General features: G+C 32.7%; 18 protein-coding genes. 10 read left to right on the forward strand and 8 right to left on the reverse strand.

The annotated features are described in order from the left end of the window. Positions 1-18 precede the first annotated feature (18 nt). The 8 genes from xerA to recO all read left to right on the forward strand — a co-directional run bounded on the left by xerA (position 19) and on the right by recO (position 8,620). Positions 19-912 carry a site-specific tyrosine recombinase/integron integrase gene (gene xerA / locus LF845_RS04775; RefSeq protein WP_242819861.1) on the forward strand — a complete coding sequence of 298 codons (894 nt, stop codon included), beginning with the start codon at positions 19-21 and terminating at the stop codon, positions 910-912. Beyond that, positions 909-3,539: a CBS domain-containing protein gene (locus LF845_RS04780; protein WP_242819862.1), complete on the forward strand. Its 2,631-nt coding sequence runs from the start codon at positions 909-911 to the stop codon at positions 3,537-3,539. Before xerA ends, LF845_RS04780 begins: the two co-directional genes overlap by 4 nt. A gap of 6 nt (positions 3,540-3,545) precedes the next feature. Beyond that, positions 3,546-4,508, forward strand: a complete 963-nt coding sequence (locus LF845_RS04785) for a PhoH family protein (RefSeq protein WP_242819863.1) — start codon at positions 3,546-3,548, stop codon at positions 4,506-4,508. Then, positions 4,498-4,953: an rRNA maturation RNase YbeY gene (ybeY, locus tag LF845_RS04790; RefSeq protein ID WP_242819864.1), complete on the forward strand. Its 456-nt coding sequence runs from the start codon at positions 4,498-4,500 to the stop codon at positions 4,951-4,953. Before LF845_RS04785 ends, ybeY begins: the two co-directional genes overlap by 11 nt. 84 nt (positions 4,954-5,037) lie before the next feature. Continuing rightward, complete coding sequence (locus tag LF845_RS04795) at positions 5,038-5,736, forward strand: diacylglycerol kinase (RefSeq protein WP_242819865.1); 699 nt, start codon at positions 5,038-5,040, stop codon at positions 5,734-5,736. Between the two features lie 9 nt (positions 5,737-5,745). Continuing rightward, on the forward strand, positions 5,746-7,032 hold the full coding sequence (locus tag LF845_RS04800) for a hemolysin family protein (RefSeq protein ID WP_242819866.1): 1,287 nt from the start codon (positions 5,746-5,748) through the stop codon (positions 7,030-7,032). Then, positions 7,025-7,906, forward strand: coding sequence for a GTPase Era (era, locus tag LF845_RS04805; protein ID WP_242819867.1), 882 nt, complete (start codon positions 7,025-7,027; stop codon positions 7,904-7,906). Before LF845_RS04800 ends, era begins: the two co-directional genes overlap by 8 nt. 21 nt (positions 7,907-7,927) lie before the next feature. After that, the gene (gene recO / locus LF845_RS04810) at positions 7,928-8,620 is read left to right on the forward strand and encodes a DNA repair protein RecO (protein ID WP_242819868.1); all 693 of its coding nucleotides are present in this window, start codon (positions 7,928-7,930) and stop codon (positions 8,618-8,620) included. Here recO and LF845_RS04815 read toward each other — a convergent pair. Continuing rightward, complete coding sequence (locus tag LF845_RS04815) at positions 8,612-9,514, reverse strand: GGDEF domain-containing protein (RefSeq protein WP_242819869.1); 903 nt, start codon at positions 9,512-9,514, stop codon at positions 8,612-8,614. The two genes, recO and LF845_RS04815, sit on opposite strands and share 9 nt — an antisense overlap. Further along, the gene (lysS, locus tag LF845_RS04820) at positions 9,507-10,979 is read right to left on the reverse strand and encodes a lysine--tRNA ligase (RefSeq protein WP_242819870.1); all 1,473 of its coding nucleotides are present in this window, start codon (positions 10,977-10,979) and stop codon (positions 9,507-9,509) included. The genes LF845_RS04815 and lysS overlap by 8 nt, the downstream gene beginning before the upstream one ends. A gap of 89 nt (positions 10,980-11,068) precedes the next feature. Between lysS and LF845_RS04825 the strand changes: the two genes are divergently transcribed. Beyond that, entirely contained in the window at positions 11,069-11,557 is a 489-nt protein-coding gene (locus LF845_RS04825) for a metallophosphoesterase (protein ID WP_242819871.1), read from the forward strand. 6 nt (positions 11,558-11,563) lie between these two features. Here LF845_RS04825 and leuB read toward each other — a convergent pair whose 3' ends face one another. From leuB to LF845_RS04855, 6 genes are all read right to left on the reverse strand, one after another. After that, positions 11,564-12,640: a 3-isopropylmalate dehydrogenase gene (leuB, locus tag LF845_RS04830; RefSeq protein WP_242819872.1), complete on the reverse strand. Its 1,077-nt coding sequence runs from the start codon at positions 12,638-12,640 to the stop codon at positions 11,564-11,566. A 78-nt stretch (positions 12,641-12,718) separates the two neighbouring features. Beyond that, positions 12,719-13,798 carry an LptF/LptG family permease gene (locus LF845_RS04835; protein ID WP_242819873.1) on the reverse strand — a complete coding sequence of 360 codons (1,080 nt, stop codon included), beginning with the start codon at positions 13,796-13,798 and terminating at the stop codon, positions 12,719-12,721. Continuing rightward, entirely contained in the window at positions 13,795-14,835 is a 1,041-nt protein-coding gene (locus LF845_RS04840) for an LptF/LptG family permease (protein ID WP_242819874.1), read from the reverse strand. The genes LF845_RS04835 and LF845_RS04840 overlap by 4 nt, the downstream gene beginning before the upstream one ends. Positions 14,836-14,842: 7 nt before the next feature. Continuing rightward, positions 14,843-15,133, reverse strand: a complete 291-nt coding sequence (locus LF845_RS04845) for a DUF1820 family protein (protein ID WP_242819875.1) — start codon at positions 15,131-15,133, stop codon at positions 14,843-14,845. Next, a complete protein-coding gene (locus LF845_RS04850) occupies positions 15,130-15,621 on the reverse strand; it encodes a hypothetical protein (RefSeq protein ID WP_242819876.1) in 492 nt (163 codons plus the stop codon). The genes LF845_RS04845 and LF845_RS04850 overlap by 4 nt, the downstream gene beginning before the upstream one ends. Beyond that, positions 15,612-15,986, reverse strand: coding sequence for a phage holin family protein (locus tag LF845_RS04855; protein WP_242819877.1), 375 nt, complete (start codon positions 15,984-15,986; stop codon positions 15,612-15,614). Before LF845_RS04855 ends, LF845_RS04850 begins: the two co-directional genes overlap by 10 nt. A 171-nt stretch (positions 15,987-16,157) precedes the next feature. Here LF845_RS04855 and LF845_RS04860 point away from each other — a divergent pair, with 171 nt between their 5' ends. Further along, positions 16,158-18,881: a CHAT domain-containing protein gene (locus LF845_RS04860; protein ID WP_242819878.1), complete on the forward strand. Its 2,724-nt coding sequence runs from the start codon at positions 16,158-16,160 to the stop codon at positions 18,879-18,881. Positions 18,882-18,906 lie beyond the last annotated feature (25 nt).

Below are 18,906 nucleotides of genomic sequence, written 5' to 3' on the forward strand. Positions count from 1 at the left end.
GGTGAAAAATTATACTGTATGAATAATAAAATAGGCGATTTCAAACTTTACCTTTCTCATGAATTAGGTCTGGCAGATAATACAGTGATGGCATATCTGAATGATATAAATCACTTTTATGATTTCTTTAACAATAAAAATATGCAGGTGAAAAGTACAGATATAGTTAACTATATGAATAAATTAAAGAGTGACGGTTACTCCATAGAAACGATTTTAAGACGTCTGTCCGGGCTTTCTGCTTATTTTGATTTTTTGATTAAGGAAAGATTGATTGACAAAAACCCTATATCTTTTATCAGCAAGCCAAAGGGGTGGGATAAGTTACCTAAATTTTTGAATTTTGACGAAGTTGATAAGATTCTTTCAATTTTTAATACAAATGACCCGCTCGAATATAGAAATAAGATTTTAATAGAGTTTTTGTACTCCACAGGGTGCAGAGTGAGTGAGATTTTAAATATAAAAGTAAGTGATGTAGATTCAAAGCGTGGATTTGTAAGGGTCGTAGGTAAGGGGAATAAGCAAAGGATTGTCCCCCTTTACAATAAACTTGTTGAAATTTTACCTTCCTACTATAATATAAGGCATACATATTTTGTTAAAGGCAGGGACACGGGTTATCTTTTTTTGAGTAGAAACGGTAATAAGTTATCAAGGGTGATGTGCTTTAATATATTGAGGGATGCTTGCGAGAGAGCGGGGATTAGAAAAAAAGTTTCTCCCCACACGATAAGACATTCTTTTGCAACTCATCTTTTGACAAATGGAGCAGATTTGAGGACAATTCAGATATTATTGGGGCATTCAAATATTTCCACTACAGAAATATATACTCATATTACTGATAACAAGACGAGAGAGATATTAACACAATTTCACCCTCGATTTAGGAATAGAGGTAAAAGTTGAAAATAGTCCTTACTCACCACAACCCTGATTTTGATGCAATAGCAAGTAGTTATGCAGCATATAAATTTTATGGCTGCGATAAAATTTTTCTTGGGCACAATGTTGACTCCACTGTAATAGAGTTTTTGAATGAGTCGGGACTTGAAAAATCTTTTGAAATTTTGACGGAAAGCGATGTTGAAAAATTTGATGAAAAGATTGAATTGCTTGTTATTACTGATTGTAAGTTTAAAAGCAGGCTTGGTTATCTACAAAAGTTAATCGATTTGTCTGAAAAAGTATATATTTACGATCATCATAGTGGTAATGAGTGTGATATAGAGAATAATCTTTTGGTGTTAAAGGTTATAGGGGCAACAACCTCTATACTTGTAAATGAAATAAACAAATCCGGCATAAAATTGACCAAAGAGGAGTTAACTCTTTTTTTGCTTGGTATTTATGAGGATACAGGTTTTTTGAGTTTTAATACTACTACACCTGAAGATATTTCGGCTGTGCATTTTTTACTGTCCGAAGGTGGAGATATTTCCAAGGTTAGACAATATATCAAAAGGGAGCTTAGTAAAGAACAGCTCGTAATCTTAAACGAGCTCATTATAAATATGAATCTTTTTATTTTAAATGGTATTGCTATTGGTGTTTCCTTTGCTTCTTTTGAAGAGTATGTGCCTGAAGTGTCTATTTTGGCTAATAAAATTATGGACATGGAAAACCTCGAAGTATTTTTTATGCTTGTAAGGCTTGGAGATAGGACTTTATTGGTTGGAAGGAGCAGGCTCGATTATATAGATACCTCAGAAGTGGCAATGAGTTTTGGTGGAGGAGGACACCCGTCAGCTTCAAGTGCAATAATTAAGGATTTGACTTTAAATGAGGCTTATGAAAAATTAAAAATGCTTATAAAGGACATTATCAAGCCCCAAAAACTTGCAAAACATATAATGACTTCCCCTGTAAAATATGTATCTTATTTTCAGACATTTAATGATGCTTTAGATCTGTTTATGAAATATAACCTGAATATGATGCCTGTTGTCAAAGACAATAAGGCGGTAGGGCTTATTTCAAGGAAAGATATATTACAAGGGATAAAACATGGGCTGAAAGATGAACCTGTTAATAATATTATGCAGATTGAATTTGAAACCGTTGGCTTAGACGATAGTTTGAGTGTTGTTGAAGATATTATGTTGCAGAAAAATCAAAAACTGATTCCCGTTGTTGACAAAGGTAAATTGGTAGGTGTTATAACACGTACTGACCTTTTAAGACTTATGAAAGAGGAGACAAGCAGAATCCCGAGATATTTGAAAAGCAGGGCAGACAGCCTTATGTTAAGTAAAAAAGTTAATGTTAGGAATATATTAAAAGACAGACTCCCAGAGCAGTATTACAATCTCTTGGAAGAGTTGGGAGATTTGGCTGAAAAGGACGGCATAAACGTTTACGTGGTAGGTGGATTTGTTAGAGACCTTTTGATGAAGAATGAAAATTTTGATATAGATATAGTGGTTGAAGGGAGTGCATCTAAATTTGCCAAAAAATATGCCGATTTAAAAGGTGCAAAAATTGCTATCCACAAAAAGTTTGATACGGCGCAGGTGATTTTTAAGGATGATTTGAGGATTGATTTTGCCACATCAAGGACAGAGTATTACACTTTTCCTGCGGCAGCACCTGAAGTTGAATCATCATCGATAAAAAATGATCTTTATCGTAGAGATTTTACTATTAATGCGATGGCTGTGAAGCTTAATAAGTCAGAATTTGGGCTTCTTTTGGATTTTTTTGGCGGTAGGAGAGATATTAAAGATAAGAAAATAAGAGTGTTGCACAACCTTAGCTTTGTGGATGACCCTTCGAGAGGTTTTAGAGCGATACGTTTTGCCGTAAGGTTCGGTTTTGAAATTGGCCCTCATACGAAAAAATTACTAAAGCATGCGGTTAATATGGGGCTTTTTGATAAAATATACGGGCAAAGACTTTTTGTGGAGCTAAAGTATATTCTCAGTGAAGATAATTATCTTGATGCCGTTGAGATGATGAAAGATTACGATATACTGCAATTTTTAAATAAAAACATTGCCATGAATGAAAGTAAGTATGAATTATTTGAAAACCTTGAAAAAATTTATAGTTGGTATAACTTTCAAGTCGGTAAAAATATTAACGCTTATTTAGGTAGATTTTACGTGTTGTTTAGTGACTTAAAATATAAAGATTTGAAAGAGCTTGCCAAAAGGTTTGAGTTGAACCACAATGAAAAAAAACTTTATATTGCAAATGCCTTGAAAGCAGACAATGTAAGTATAAAGATAAAAAGAAATGGTAATATCAAGCCGTCTGAAATATGCAGACTGTTTAGTGGGCTGACAGATGAGGGGATTATGTATGTTGGTGCAATATTGGGTGAAAATTATGAGTATATTGTAAAAAATTATTTTAATATTTACAAAAATATCCAGCTAAATATAAATGGCGATGATTTGATTAAAATGGGCTACAAACCATCAAGAAAATTTTCTGAAGTATTACAGAAACTGCTTGATATGAAAATAGATGGAGAAATAATTTCAAAAGAAGATGAAGTAAAAAAGGCAAAAGAGTTATTCAAGGAGAGTTAATATAATATGCAGACTACAAAAGTGTTTGTGATAGAAGAGGCACTTGTACCGGCAATTCTTGGACATAAAGATAAGTATCTTAAGTATATTCAAAAGAGTTTGGATATATCTGTTGCGGTACGTGGTAATGAGTTTAATTTGAGCGGAGACAAAGGGCAAGTAGAGAAAGGGTTAGCCCTTTTTAATAATCTTAGGGAAATTGTATTAAAATCAAATTTGTCTATGTCAGACCTTGAAAGTGCGGTAAGGATGGTAATAGAGGACACTAAAACTCATATTTCAGAGGTATTGACTGATATTGTAAAGGTTTCCGGACGCGTTAAGAGTGTAGTGCCTAAAACACCTCGTCAAAAGACATATGTGCAATTTATAAAAGATTATGATGTAGTATTTGGAATAGGGCCTGCCGGTACGGGCAAGACTTATCTTGCTGTTGCAATGGCGGTTAATATGTTTTTAAATAAAAAGGTTAGCAGGATTATTCTTACAAGGCCTGCAGTTGAGGCCGGTGAAAGACTTGGCTTTTTGCCGGGAGATATTGCCGATAAGATTAACCCTTATTTGAGACCATTGTATGATGCCCTTTACAATATGATGGATTTTGAAAAGGTTGGCAGTCTTATTGAAAAAGGGGTGATAGAGCTTGCACCTCTTGCATTTATGAGGGGTAGGACACTTAACGATGCATTTATTATACTGGATGAAGCCCAAAATACGACCGTTGAACAGATGAAAATGTTTCTGACGAGGCTTGGCTTTAATTCAAAAGCTGTGATTACAGGGGATATTACTCAGGTAGATTTACCTTCGGATAAAAAATCGGGGCTGATAGTGGTCAGAGATATTCTAAAAGATGTGGATGGTTTAAAATTTGTGGACTTTACCAAAAGTGATGTTATAAGACATCCGTTGGTGCAAAGAATAATTAACGCTTATGAAGAGTATGAGGCTAAAAAAAATGGGAATTAAAATTTATTTGACTGACGAAGTTGAATCAGGTTTTTCGGAAAGTTTTATAAAAGAGATATCTGAGAGGGTGCTTGAGAAATTGCAAATTAACAAAAATCTGAAAGTTTCTGTCTTAATAACAAATGACAGTGAAATACAAACTATTAATAATGAGTATCGCAATATTGATAAGCCTACGGACGTTTTGTCATTTCCTCAATTTGAGAAAACAGAAGATATTTTGGATGATTCGTTGTTAGGGGATATAGTAATTTCAATAGATACCTTAAAAAAGCAGGCCAATGAGAATGAAATAGATGTAAAGCGTGAGGCTGCATTTTTGATAATTCACGGCTTTTTGCACCTTTTGGGGTATGACCATATGGATGAGAAACAGGAAGAGGTGATGTTTGATTTGCAGGAAAATATATTAAAATCTTTGGTGGATGATGGAGTTATTCCGTAGTGCATGCAAATAGTGTGGATTTTAGTTTAATAATGTGTTATTTTCATAGTATGATTTTTTTTAAATTTTATATAAAAAGATAATATGAAATCGGATAGTTGGTCGAAAAGTATAAGTGTTGCCATAGAAGGCATACTATATGCCGTTAAAAGCGAAAGAAATTTAAAAATACACATTCTGATTTCTATTGCTGTTTTAATTATTGCACTTTTTTTGAATATTACCCCTCTTGAGTATATTATATTAGCTATTACAATAACTTTAGTTATCTCATTTGAGCTTTTTAATACCGCTATAGAAAAGATTACCGATGCTATATTTAAAGAAAGGTGCGAAGAGGCAAAGAGAATTAAGGATATTGCGGCAGGCGCCGTGCTTATGGCCGCATTTGGTGCGGTTTATATTGGGTATTTTACGGTATTTAAAAGATTAAAGGATAACACACACCTGTTATTAAAGGATACTCCCGATTTTTCTGAGCATGTAGCTATTGTTTCTATCGCAATTGTTGTTTTTCTCGTGGTTTTAATTAAAAGTTATTTTAATAAAGGTGAGCCATTGCACGGGGGGATGCCGTCCGGTCATGCAGCGGTTTCTTTTTCCGTACTTGTTTCGGTTATTTTTATCTCTAAAAATTTTGTGTTGAACGTATTGGTATTGCTTTTAAGTTTGTTAATAAGTATTTCAAGAGTTCAGATGAAAGTACACACAGTCGGTGAAGTTATTTTCGGAGGAGCTTTGGGTGCATTTACAACTTTTATATTATATAAAATTTTCTCGTGAGGTGAAGAGTTGGATAGTCTGTTAGGTGAACTGATTACCATCGGAGTATGTATAATTTTTTCAGGATTTTTTTCTTCTTCGGAAACTGCGCTTACTTCTTTAAGTGAATTAAAGGTCAAGCATTTGCTTCAGGAGAAGGGGGAAAAGGCTAAAGATTTGGAACTTTGGCTTATGCATCCTAACAAAGTGCTGAATACTATTTTAATTGGTAATAATATTGTAAATATTTTTGGCTCTGTTTTGGCAGCCGAAGTTTCAAGTAAGATTTTTGGTAGCAATGCAATTGCTATTGCAACTGGTATAATGACATTTTTAGTAATTATTTTTGGTGAAATTGCTCCTAAAACATTTGCAAAACACAATGCAGAATCATTGTCATTATTTGTTATTAAAATACTCAAAATCTTTTATTTTTTATTTTATCCTATATCTTTTGCTTTAAATAAGCTTGTAAAAATGATTATTAAGCTAAGTGGTGGAAATGTTGAGCACAATGGCCCTAAAATTACTGAGGATGAAATAGAATTTTTGATTTCTGTGGGTGAAAAAGAAGGTGTGCTTGAAAATCAGAAGAAGGAGATGCTTCACAACATTTTTGAGATAAGTGACACTTTGGCAAAAGAGGTTATGGTCCCAAGGACAGACCTTGTTGCTATAAAGTATGGCACAGGTATAGATGAAATTTTAAATATTTTGGCTAAGACTGAATATTCAAGAATCCCTGTCTACGATGGAAAGATGGATAATATTCTTGGTATTCTTTATGTGAAAGACTTACTCAAATATGTTAATGAAGATATTAAAAAACTTGATATTAAGACTATACTCAGAAAACCTTATTTTGTGCCTTCTACAAAGAGAATTGACGACTTGTTAAGAGAGTTTCAGCTTCATAGAATTCACTTTGCCATAGTTGTGGATGAATATGGTGGCGTTGATGGTATTGTGACATTGGAAGATATATTAGAAGAAATTGTTGGTGAAATAAGGGATGAGTATGACAAAGATGAAAAGGACGAGATAATTCAGGTGGATGAAAATATATATGAAGTGGACCCAAAAATTGACATTGATGATTTTAATAAATTTTTTGGTCTGAAAGCTGAAGATGATTTGGATTATGAAACTTTAGGTGGACTTATATTCGACCTTAGTGGCAGAATTCCTGAAATAGGTGATGTTTTTAGTATTGGTAATCTTGAGCTTCTTGTTAAAGAGAGGGAAGGTAGAAGGATAAAAAAAGTGATTGTAAAAGTTATAAAGAATAATAAGTCTGAAGAGCAAAAAAATGTTTAAGTTTGGTACTGTTGCTATAATTGGCAGACCTAATGTAGGCAAATCAACACTTCTCAATAAAATATTAGGAGAAGATTTATCAATTATTTCAAGTAAACCGAATACGACACGAAATTCAATCAAAGGGATAAAGACCGGTGAAGATTATCAGATTGTTTTTCTTGATACACCGGGTATTCATAATGCAAAAGACAAAATAAACCAACTTATGGTCAAGCAGGCGATTGATGGTCTTTCCATGGTGGATTTGGTATATTTTATGGTTACACCGGATGAGATTTTTGGAAAAGAATACAAGTTTATCACTGAAATACTCAATAAAGTAGATGCAACAAAGTTTTTGCTGATAAATAAGGTTGATGCCCACGATAAAAAAGATGTGGTAAAAGTGGCAAATAAAGTTTTTGCTGATGGGGTTTTTAAATTTGTGTTGCCGATTTCTGCATTGGAAAGCACAAATGTAGATAAGCTTCTTGAATTGACAGTTGAGCACCTGCCGGAAGGTGTAAAGCTTTACGAAAGTGAAGAGATAACCACTATCCCTGAAAAATTTCTCATTTCTGAGTTTATAAGAGAGAGTGTTTTTAATCTTTTAAAAGATGAGGTCCCTTATAATGTAGTTGTTGAGTGTGAAGAGGTTGAAGACAGGAGTGAAGAGCTTCTTTATATTGCAGCTTCAATTATTGTAAACAGGTCTTCTCAAAAAGGGATAATAATAGGTAAACGTGGAGAAATGCTAAAGAAAATAGGCAAGTATTCAAGAGAAAAGCTTGAGGCATTTTTTGGTGTTAAAGTATACCTTGAGCTTTTTGTCAAGGTTAAAGAGGACTGGATGAATAGGGATGAGTATCTTAAAATTCAGGGGCTGATATAATCAAAAAATTAAGGCTTTGAGTTGAGAAGGGTTGTTTCTGAAGGTATCATTTATAAAATAATTAAATACTCTGATTATTCAGCTATAGCATTTTCATTTCTTAAAGATTATGGAAAAGTCAAGTTATTCATCAACAAAGCTTTTACAAAGAAAAAGGGGCTTAATAAGTTTTTGCCCGGTGAAATAGATTTTCAAAAAAAAGACGAATCCGATTTAAATAAGTGTTATGGCATTAAGTATGATACTTCTAAATCATATTTTATTGAAAATCCTGAAATATTTATTAGGCTGAATATAGTTTTTAATGTTATTGATATTCTTTATTATGATGAGGAGCAGGACGAAACTCTGTTTAAATATATTTATTCTTTAAATGAAAAAAACATGAGCAGATGGACAATATATGTATTAAATTTTATTTTAAAAAAACAGGGAATAGGCAAAAGTTACGACTTTTGTGAAAAATGTGGTGAGAATGTCAATAAAATTGTTCTTCATAAAGGTATGTTTTCGTGTGAAAAATGCGAATATGATGGTTTACATCTGAGCAAGGAGTGCACAAAGATACTGCAGAAAGTTTATACTCAGGAGTTTAAAGAGCTTGCCATCTCAAAAGAGGATGAAATATCAATTTTGGAATTTTTACTCAATTATATAGAATCGGTGACTTCAAAAAAGATTAAAGGTCTGTCTGTTTTAAAAGAGTTAGGCTAACGTAGTCTTGTTTCTGCCACTTCTTTTACTATAGTATAGTGCGGTATCAGCAGCATTAGTAATCTCAGATGGAGTATCCATTGATTCATTAACCTCAGCAAGCCCAGCACTAAAGGTAACACCAAAACTACCTGAATCTGACTTAAATTTTATTTTCTTAAACTTTTCTCTTAATCTATCAATAATAGCTTCTGCTTCAAATTTATTAATATCACTAAAAATGATAGCAAACTCTTCCCCACCATACCTTGCAGGGAAATCATTTTTTCTAACACACTTTTTGATTATATCAGCAAACTGTTTTAAAACCTCATCCCCTTTTAAATGGCCATAAGTATCATTTACCTTTTTAAAAAAATCCAAATCTAACATAGCAACGCTAAAAGTAGTCTTATTGTGTTTATAGCTTCTAAATAGTTTGCTTAATCGGTCTTGAAAGGCAGTATGATTATAAAGTCCTGTTAACCCATCTTTAGCTATCTGCTCATATAAATTTTCATGCCTTTCAAGCATATCAACTGAAGATATAGCTAATCCAAAAATCTTATCTTCATATTCATTAAGTTTCAAAATTATATTTTCATAAAAGTCTACAATAAAGAGAATAAATTTACTACAAAACTCTGCCTCTTTAATGAATCGTTTTTTTTCAAGGAGTAAAATATTAGAATTCTTTGGAAACTCTTTAGTTTCTTCACTAGTAAAAAACAAAATTATATTTTCTTCGGATAAAATTTTAATTTTTTCATAGGAAATACACCCTTCTTCAATAAATAAAACGTGATGATGTACTTTATGACTACCTAACTCCGCAATATCATTATTTAATATTTTTTTTAAAACTTCTCTTAAGTTTTCATCATTAATACAATAATAACTTTTTATATCACTCATCTATCTCTTCAGGACGCAAATGTGGAAACAGTATAACCTCTCTGATAGATTGCTTATTTGTTAAAAGCATTACAAGTCTATCCACTCCAAGACCTTCACCTGCTGTAGGCGGAAGTCCATATTCAAGAGCTCTCACATAGTCTTTATCCATCATACTTGCTTCTTCATCCCCTCTGTTTTTTGCTTCCACCTGTTTTTCAAAGCGTTCAAATTGATCGATAGGGTCGTTAAGCTCGTTAAAGCCATTTGCAATTTCAAAGCCGGCTATAAAAAGCTCAAATCTTTCTGTCACTTCAGGGTTTTCAAAATTAGACTTGGCAAGCGGTGAAACCTCTTTTGGATAATCTATTATAAAAGTAGGGTTGATAAGCTTGTCTTCTACAAAAGCTTCAAATATCTCAAGTACTATTTTACCTCTTCCCCATCCATCTTCTACTTTAATCCCTTTTGATTTTGCAACAGCTTTAGCCTTATCAAAAGTGTTTATGTCACTGCGTTTGATATCCGTATACTTTTCAATTGCATCTTCAAGAGTTAATCTTGGCCAAGGTGATTTGAGGTCAATCTCTTTTTCTGCAAAGGTAATTTTATCCGTGTTAAGTATTTTGTTTGCAAGACTTGTAATTAACTTTTCAGTCATATCCATCAAATCGTGGTAGTTAGCATAGGCCATATACCATTCTATCATAGTAAATTCAGGATTATGTCTTGTTGATATACCTTCATTTCTAAAGTTTCTGTTTATTTCAAATACTCTCTCAAATCCGCCAACTACAAGCCTTTTCAAATAAAGCTCAGGGGCAATTCGTAGATAAAGAGTCATATCGAGTGCATTGTGATGCGTGATAAAAGGTTTGGCGGTAGCACCACCTGCAACCGGATGCATCATAGGGGTTTCCACCTCAAGAAAATCAAGCTCCGCGAAGAAGTTTCTGATTTCCTGTATTATTTTACTTCTTATCTTAAATACATCTCTGGTTTCCTGATTCATTATCAAATCAAGATATCTTTGCCTTTGTCTTTTTTCGATATCTTTTAAACCATGGAATTTTTCGGGTAAATCTCTTAAGGTTTTAGTAAGAAGACTAAATTTGCTGCAAAATACGGTTATTTCACCGGTTTTTGTTTTAAATACAAACCCTGTAGCACCTGCAAAGTCGCCAACATCTGTACTTTGAAAAACTTCAAAATCTTCGTCACTTATTTCACCTTTTTTAACATAAACCTGAATTGACCCTGTTCTGTCCCTCAAAGTTAAAAATGAAGCCTTTCCAAAGCTTCTCATCGCTACGACTCTTCCCGCTACGGTTACAATATTTTTTTCCTCTAACAGCTTATCGGGATTTTCGTCTTTAAATTTATCTACAATATTAATGTTGTCATCACTTACCTTAAAACTGCTTACATAAGGGTTTAAACCCATAGATTTGATTTTATTGAGCTTGTCAAAACGATGTGAATCCATTTTTAACCTCGTATTTTATTAATTTTGGACTTTATACATAAATGATTGTATAATTACAAGTAAAAAGAAGGATATGTTTGGAGGGCAATATGAGAATAGGTGTAATTTCCGACTCGCACGATAACTTGGAACATTTAAACAAGATAATTGATATTTTTAATGGTAAACAAAAAGTTGACCTTGTTATACATTGCGGAGATGTTTGCTCACCTTTTGCCGTGAATATATTGAACAGACTTAATTGCGAGTATTTTGGTGTTTTCGGAAATAATGATGGTGAGATTTTGGGCATCCAAAAACTTTCAAACTGGAGATTTTCAAAACCTCCTATACTCAAAACTATTAATAATAAAAAAATTATTATATTTCACGAAGGGAACATTGTGGAATTTATTGATGAAAGCATAGATTATGTGTTGTTTGGACATACTCATACCCCGATGCTTAAATTTAAAGGGGAGCAAACTATATTAAATCCCGGAAGTCTTTCAGGCTATGTGACAAAAAATAGTACATATGCAATCATTGATTTACTTGAAAATAAAACAGAAATTCTAACATTAGAAAGCGGGGAATAGCCCCGCTTATATAAAAGAAATTATTTTATCTCCAAAATCGGTTGTATTGACCTTTTGTGTACCTTCATCTGAAAAGTATATATCACCTGTCCTAAATCCCGCTTCAAGAGTTTTAGCTACTGCATTTTCAATATCAGCTGCAGCTTCTTCCATTTTGAAAGAATACCTTAACATTAAAGCTGCAGAAAGAACTTGAGCAGTAGGGTTTGCAATATTTTGCCCGGCGATATCAGGTGCTGTCCCTCCAATCGGCTCATAAAGCCCGAAACCACTTTCATTTAAGGAAGCAGAAGGGAGCATTCCAAGTGAGCCGGTGAGCATTGCAGCTTCGTCACTAAGAATATCCCCAAACATATTTTCAGTAACAATAACATCAAATTGTCCGGGATTTCTGACAAGTTGCATCGCGGCATTGTCGACATACATATGATTTAACTCAACATCAGGAAATTCCTTTTCTCTAAGCTTTGTAATTACTTCTCGCCATAATACACTTGTCATGAGTACGTTTGCCTTATCTACACTTGTTACCTTACTTTTTCTAAGTCTTGCCGCTTGAAATGCAAGCCTACCAATTCTTTCTATTTCAGGCTTGCTATATCTCATTGTATCGACAGCCTCTGTCTTTTCTGGGTTTATGGATTTAGGTTGGCCAAAATATATCCCGCCGGTTAACTCTCTAAGTATTACAATGTCAAGACCGTTTGGAAAAAATTTATCTTTTAAAGAGCATGCTTCCCTGAGAGCGTCAAATACTTTGACGGGTCTGATATTGGCAAAAAGGTTGAAATGTTTTCTTAAAGGGAGTAATGCTCCTCTTTCCGGCTGTTTTTCCGGGGGTAAATTTTCCCACTTAGGGCCACCTACAGAGCCAAAAAGTATAGCATCTGCATTTTCACAAACTTTTATGGTATTTTCAGGAAGGGGGGTGCCATGATTATCTATCGCAATCCCTCCCACATCTGCAAATTCAAAATTAAACTTAAAAGAATATTTTTGAGCAATTTTTTCCAATACTTTTATTGCAATATTCATTACTTCAGGGCCTATTCCATCTCCAGGCAAAACTGCAACTTTATACATAAATTTACCTCCGATAAATTTTAGGATTAAGATAAACAAAATAGTGCGTAAAGTCAAATCAAAATAATTTCAGGATAACTAAAAACCACGCTCTTTTAAAAAGATTAAAGTAAAACCGATAACAGTAAAAAGTATGATAGGTAAAAAGTTAGCTATTAGCGGGCTAAGCGTACCTGCTTTGCTTATAGATATGAGTGAGGCACTTAAAATCCAATAAAATCCGCCGAGAGACAAGGATTTGGAAACAATTTTTATATATGAATACTGTCGTGAAAAAGACATGCATACTGGCAAAATTGTAAGAATAATAACCATTATACTTAAGGGGTGTGCTAGCTTGTTATATAAAATTATTTCATATTGCGTCGTGCTCAACCCTTTTGATTTATACACAGATATATACTTTGATATTTCACTGAAACTTAATAACTTCGGATTATCTATATCAAACTGAGAAAGTTCGCTTAAAAGTTTATTTTCCTCAATCTTCGAAGCGTTACTGTTTACTTTTTTTGGTACATCCGTAAGATCATATTCCTTAATATCAGATAACTGCCATTTTTTACCTGATTTTTTTCCGGAAGAGATTTCCACAATCTTTATGATTTTAAAGTCGTTCAGATAATATTCTCTCATTTGTATAAAGCTGTTGTTAACTGCGTCAAGCAGTTTTATATAGGTAATCTTATTATTATCTTTTATCCATATATTTTCAAATTTTGAGTAGTCAACAAACCTTCTTTTTTCAAATTCTTCTGTTTTATATTTTTGTCTAAATAACTCAATTTTAGGCGATACTATTTCACCTATAAAAAATGTCGCGATGCTTAAAATTAGTCCGAGCAAGACAACCATTGTTGAAAGGTTTCGAGTCCTTCCTCCTATACTTACAAATCCTGTCATTTCGTTACTTTTTACAAGCAGTACAAATGTAAGCACTGTCGATATTATAACTGCTATCGGCATTATCTGGTAAGTAGAATATGGGATTTTGAGAAGGTCAAAATATATAATCTGAAATATGTTTACATTATATCTTTCTATATATTTTGTATGCTGAATAACATTAAAAAATGTATAAAGCAAGAGGACGAAAGCAAGGACAACCAATAAATTGTATAAAAATTTTTTAAATACGTATTTGTAAAACGGATTCATACCCTAAACCTTTTATAAAAGAATAAACAAATAATAGTAAAGATAATATTGGCATACCAAGCTGAAATATAAGGTAGCCCAATTTTTGCCATGTTTTCTGAAAATACTAAGATTGTGTTGTATGAGAATACCACTGCTATTGCAGCAAAAAGGTTCAATGTCCTTCCACCTCTTGTGAAAAATGAGCCTAATAACATTCCGAACACAGCCATAATTATACAGGAAAAGGGGAGAGCTATTCTTTTTGAGAGTTCAAATTTGTAAATGTACCCTTTATTTTGATTTTTAATAAGCGAGTCAAGGGGCATTACCCTTTCATCTTTTATTTTAACCACGTCATTTAAATTTAAATCAAAATTAAGAGAGAATTGCTCAAATTTGATTTTAGATATTTTTTCATTATCCTTTTTGTTGATTTCCCCTGTATTTAGATTAAATGAAATAGCCCCATCTTTGGTAGAAAAAATTTCACCCGATTTGGCAGTTATTACCAAATTTTCATTTTTTTGGATAATTACGATATTTTCAAAGTCAAACTTATCCTTTTTCTTTTCAACAAGCAGTATAACCCCCGGAATCTCTTCATAAAGTTCATTCTCATTTATATCTGATATTGAAATACTGCTTGCTATGCTTTTAAGATTTTCAATGGAAAGTTTATTTCCAAGGGGCATTAGCCACAAAGAAACAATAGCTGCCATTATAAAAAAGATAAAGCCGATAGAGGATGTAATTCTTAAAAACCAGCTTGCAGGCACGCCGGATGCTTTCATTACTATCAGCTCTGAGTCGGATGAAAACCGGCTGAAGGCGGTCATGACTGATATTAATGTGGAGATTGGTATCGATATTACCAAAAACGAAGGGATATAAAATAAGATTGTTTTAATTATTAATGTACCTGCTACCCCTTTTGCGAAAAAAAGGCTTGCAAGGTTGATAAGCTTATCAAAAAGAAGGATAAACATTATAAATAGATTTGATATTACAAAAAGAGGTAAAATTTCTCTAAGAATATACTTGCGAAGTATTTTCATTTTAAAACTATTCGTTATCAGGTAAAAGTTTTAAAACCTTTGTTTTTGACTCTTCAACTTCATCAATTCTTACTATTGCACTTAGAGGCAGGAATGTCCTTTTAACCCCCTTAAATTCTTTACGTACTTTTTCATCTTCAGGATTAATAAGTATTTCAGAGTCCATAAACAGTATATTTGATACTTCAATAAGCCCTATATACGAAGAAGGGTTAACAGATTTTGCATAAAAGGTTAGTATCTCTTTTTTGGCATCTATAAATTGAATTTTGAAATATTTCTCATTTTTTTCTGTCATTGTTTTTTCATCCTCAATTTTGGTTTTCCATCAATTATTTCTATTTCAATCCTGACGTTACTTATCCCTTTATTTTTTAGTTCGTCAAGTTTTTGTTCGATAACATTTTTAATCTTTTCTCTGTTAAATCCGGGAGGCAGTTTGTCAAGCTCACTTTCATAGCCGTTTGTTTTATTATTTTCAAGTATTTTTTCTTTTTCTAAAAGTATAGGCTTAGGTTTTTTTACCCCTTCCAGCTCCAACATTTTTTTATTCCACTTTTCTCTGAAAGTTATAAATCTTGCCACAAGATTGTTAAATCTAAACCTTAGCGTGCTATTTTTTATCTGATGAAGGCTGTATTTATGAATTAATTTGTTCACTTCTCTTTCATAGACGACAGGGGGATTCCTTTTGGTGCCGGCAAAATACTGCTGATATTCAAAATTTATCATTTTTATGAGATTTTCAAATCGCTCAAGGTCATCTTGAATAGTTTTTATTTCCATCTGTAATATCTCAATTCGTCATTAGTGGCAAGAAGGTCAAATATTATATTTACTAAACCAATCAGAATACTTGCTCCGATTGCTGCCCAAAAACCATCGATATAAAAACCATCAATAAACGCCGAAGTCAGCTTTAAAATAATCGCGTTTGTTATGAGATAAAAAATACCAAAACTTAAAATTTGAAGGGGTAGAGTTGCCAAAAATAATATCGGTTTTAAAAACAGATTCAAAACAGATAACACAATTCCACTTAATACAAGGGCGAGAAAAGAGGAAACAACAACATGTTTGAATAGTATACCTGAAAGCCCTATACCTATTATATTTACAAAAATTCTATATACTATAGCATTAGCACCCATCATTTCCTTATTATAAATAATTATTTAAAAGGCGCAAGATTAAGTTTTTTAAAGTATTTATCTTAAATGAAAAGCACAAATACATTTCCCAAAATGTTGCAAGTAACTAATGGTAAATCTGGCTAAAATGTTATATAATTATATAAAATGCAGTTGCTTATGGTGGGCAATATGAAAAAAGTAGCTCTCGGCGTGGTGTTTTTTTTAGTTATTCTGAATGCCTCAACTTTGTCGGCAAAGAATACCTCTTTTGGGTTATTGTTGCAAAAAAACGCTCAAGATTACTTTCAAGTAAAAGGGGTTGTTAAAAATAGTCCGGCGTATGATTTAGGTTTAAAGCCCGGAGATATTATTGAAGAAGTAAACAATAGCATGTTTTCAAACCCACTTATATTCAGGAAGTTAGCTCCAGGTGATAAAATAGTATTATCAGTAATTCGTGATGGAAAAAAGATAATACTTTCAGGTGTTATAAAAGAATATAATTCAAATGGTGAGTCGTTAGTTGTGCAAAATAATAAAAAAAATGCTGATACTAAATCATTTGATATGAAATCATATAGTATGGCAATTTCTTCAGCACTACAAAAACTTGAAGAAGCAAAAGAAAAAAATGATTTTTACGGGCAGGTTTCAAGCTTGCAGCTACTTTCTCAGCTATATACGTTCATTGGTTTGTATGATAAAGCGGAAAAATCGATATTGGAAGCTATAAAACTGAGTAAAGAACCTCAATCTAAAGTTATGCCTGCTCAAATAAGGTTTTTGTATTCACCTTTGATAAAGCTGTATTTAAATACCGGACAATATGAAAAAGCAATAAAATTTTATTATGAGGAATATAATAAAATAAAAGGTCCAGATTTAAGCACGACTAATGAAGATATGGCAGATATCTTTAGGTTTTCAAAACAGTACCACAAAGCTCTTACACTATATAGCAAGCTGTATAACCCTCGCAGTCAAGATTTATATAAAGTAAGGATTTTAGGGAAAGTGATGGATACATATTATAGAATGGGAGAATATGAGAAGGCTGAAAAAATTTTTGGTTTGGTCAGTGATATAGTTAATAAAAATAACATATATAATGAATACGTTATAGAATTTCTACTAAGGCAAGGTGAGTTTGAGAAAGCACTTAACATAATAGAGTCTGCCGATAAATATACTAAACCTGTAAATATTAATGAAAAAGTTGCAAGATCCTTTCAAAAAGCACTTGCATTCAAATTTCTTGGAAAGTTAGAGCTTGCCGGGAGTGAAATAGAAAATACAATATCTCTAATTGAGAATATTAGAGATATGACAAAACTGAGAGAATACTTTTTTAGAGGCGGAAGGGTAAATGTTTATAAAGAGGCAGTATCTATTTTTTCAGAAAGGTATTTATCTTCTGGAAAAACGGATAATGAGTCATTAAATAAAGCATTTTATTATGCTGAGCTTTCTAAAGGTCGTACACTATTGGATAAGCTTGTTGCCAATATGGATGTAGATAAAAGATCAGTATTGCCTAACGATTTGAAAGAAAAGGAAAAAGAGTTCGTATTTCAATTAAGATACTTGGACTCAACATATGAAGAGATGGTAAAGAAGGACGGGTATGAAGAATATTTGAATAAAAGGGACAGTTTGCGCAGGGAGTTTGAAGCATTTGTTGAAGAATTGAACAAACAATATCCTATGTATGTTTCATTATATTATCCAAGGCCTTTAATGGCTAAGGATATAAAACTTAAGGATAATGAATGTTTAGTTGAGTATGTATTAACTGAGAATAACATTTATGTTTTTGTCATTAGAAGCAATTTGTCCGAAATAGTTGCATTGTCTGTGAAAAAAGTTGTTATTGAAGAGATGGTTACAGATTTATTAGAATATATTAGAAGAAACAAAAAAGATAAATTTTTAAATCTTTCTCACGAACTTTATCAACTTTTGTTAAAACCCTTAAATATAGAACAATCAAAAAGTTTAATAATAATTCCTGATGGGATTTTGGGAGTTGTGCCGTTTGATGCATTAGTGAAAGATAAAAGTGAAGATTTTAATACAAGTGTTTATGCAGGAGATAATTTAAGTATCTCATATCTGCAATCAGCAACTGTTATGGCAATTTTGGGAAATAAAAATACAACTGACCAAAAAGAATTACTTTTTGCAGTGGCCAATCCGGTTTTCAGTAAACCCGATTATCAATATTCCAAAACTGAAAATGCAGAAGATACTAACCAAAATGCACCTCAATTTGCGTTTAGAGGGTTGAAAATATCAAAAGAGACAAGTGTAGAAAAAGTTGACTGGGAAGAGATAACTTTTCCACCGTTGCCGGAAACCGAAACCGAAGTAAAGGAGATAGCAAAAATTTTAAATGTTACCCCAAAAACACCGCAAATATTATTAGGATTAGACGCTTCAGAGGAAAATGTAAAAAAGGCAGAGCTTGAAAAGTATAAGTATATTCATTTTGCTACTCATGCTTCATTACCTGGTTTTATCGCTGGCATTCAAGAGCCATTTATTCTACTTAGTCAGGTAGAGAATCACAGTGAAGATGGATTTTTAACTTTAAGTGAGGTATCAAATTTGAAGCTTAATGCAGATATGGTAGTCCTCTCAGCATGTGTAACGGGGTTAGGTAAAGAGATAGACGGAGAGGGTATTGCAAATTTTGCAAGGGCTTTTGAGCAAGCAGGTGCTAAATCGGTTGTAGTTAGTCTTTGGGAAGTGCCGAGTGAACCCGCAGTTGAATTTATGAAAGTTTTTTATACTTATCTTAATTTAGGCTTTAATAGGCTTGAGTCAATCAGGTATACAAAAAGAGATATCAAATTAAAGTATCCTAACCCTTATTATTGGGCAGTATTTGTATTGTATGGATATAATATTTGATGTATTGTGTTTTGAAGCATAAATG

Source organism: Deferrivibrio essentukiensis, from assembly GCF_020480685.1.
GTDB lineage: Bacteria > Chrysiogenota > Deferribacteres > Deferribacterales > Deferrivibrionaceae > Deferrivibrio > Deferrivibrio essentukiensis.

Excerpts from the sequence above, each read along its gene's own strand:
- xerA (WP_242819861.1), top strand. The coding sequence starts at position 19 with ATGAATAATAAAATAGGCGATTTCAAACTTTACCTTTCTCATGAATTA.
- LF845_RS04785 (WP_242819863.1), top strand. The coding sequence starts at position 3,546 with ATGCAGACTACAAAAGTGTTTGTGATAGAAGAGGCACTTGTACCGGCA.
- ybeY (WP_242819864.1), top strand. The coding sequence starts at position 4,498 with ATGGGAATTAAAATTTATTTGACTGACGAAGTTGAATCAGGTTTTTCG.
- LF845_RS04795 (WP_242819865.1), top strand. The coding sequence starts at position 5,038 with ATGAAATCGGATAGTTGGTCGAAAAGTATAAGTGTTGCCATAGAAGGC.
- era (WP_242819867.1), top strand. The coding sequence starts at position 7,025 with ATGTTTAAGTTTGGTACTGTTGCTATAATTGGCAGACCTAATGTAGGC.
- LF845_RS04815 (WP_242819869.1), bottom strand. The coding sequence starts at position 9,514 with ATGAGTGATATAAAAAGTTATTATTGTATTAATGATGAAAACTTAAGA.
- lysS (WP_242819870.1), bottom strand. The coding sequence starts at position 10,979 with ATGGATTCACATCGTTTTGACAAGCTCAATAAAATCAAATCTATGGGT.
- LF845_RS04825 (WP_242819871.1), top strand. The coding sequence starts at position 11,069 with ATGAGAATAGGTGTAATTTCCGACTCGCACGATAACTTGGAACATTTA.
- leuB (WP_242819872.1), bottom strand. The coding sequence starts at position 12,640 with ATGTATAAAGTTGCAGTTTTGCCTGGAGATGGAATAGGCCCTGAAGTA.
- LF845_RS04835 (WP_242819873.1), bottom strand. The coding sequence starts at position 13,798 with ATGAATCCGTTTTACAAATACGTATTTAAAAAATTTTTATACAATTTA.
- LF845_RS04840 (WP_242819874.1), bottom strand. The coding sequence starts at position 14,835 with ATGAAAATACTTCGCAAGTATATTCTTAGAGAAATTTTACCTCTTTTT.
- LF845_RS04845 (WP_242819875.1), bottom strand. The coding sequence starts at position 15,133 with ATGACAGAAAAAAATGAGAAATATTTCAAAATTCAATTTATAGATGCC.
- LF845_RS04850 (WP_242819876.1), bottom strand. The coding sequence starts at position 15,621 with ATGGAAATAAAAACTATTCAAGATGACCTTGAGCGATTTGAAAATCTC.
- LF845_RS04855 (WP_242819877.1), bottom strand. The coding sequence starts at position 15,986 with ATGGGTGCTAATGCTATAGTATATAGAATTTTTGTAAATATAATAGGT.
- LF845_RS04860 (WP_242819878.1), top strand. The coding sequence starts at position 16,158 with ATGAAAAAAGTAGCTCTCGGCGTGGTGTTTTTTTTAGTTATTCTGAAT.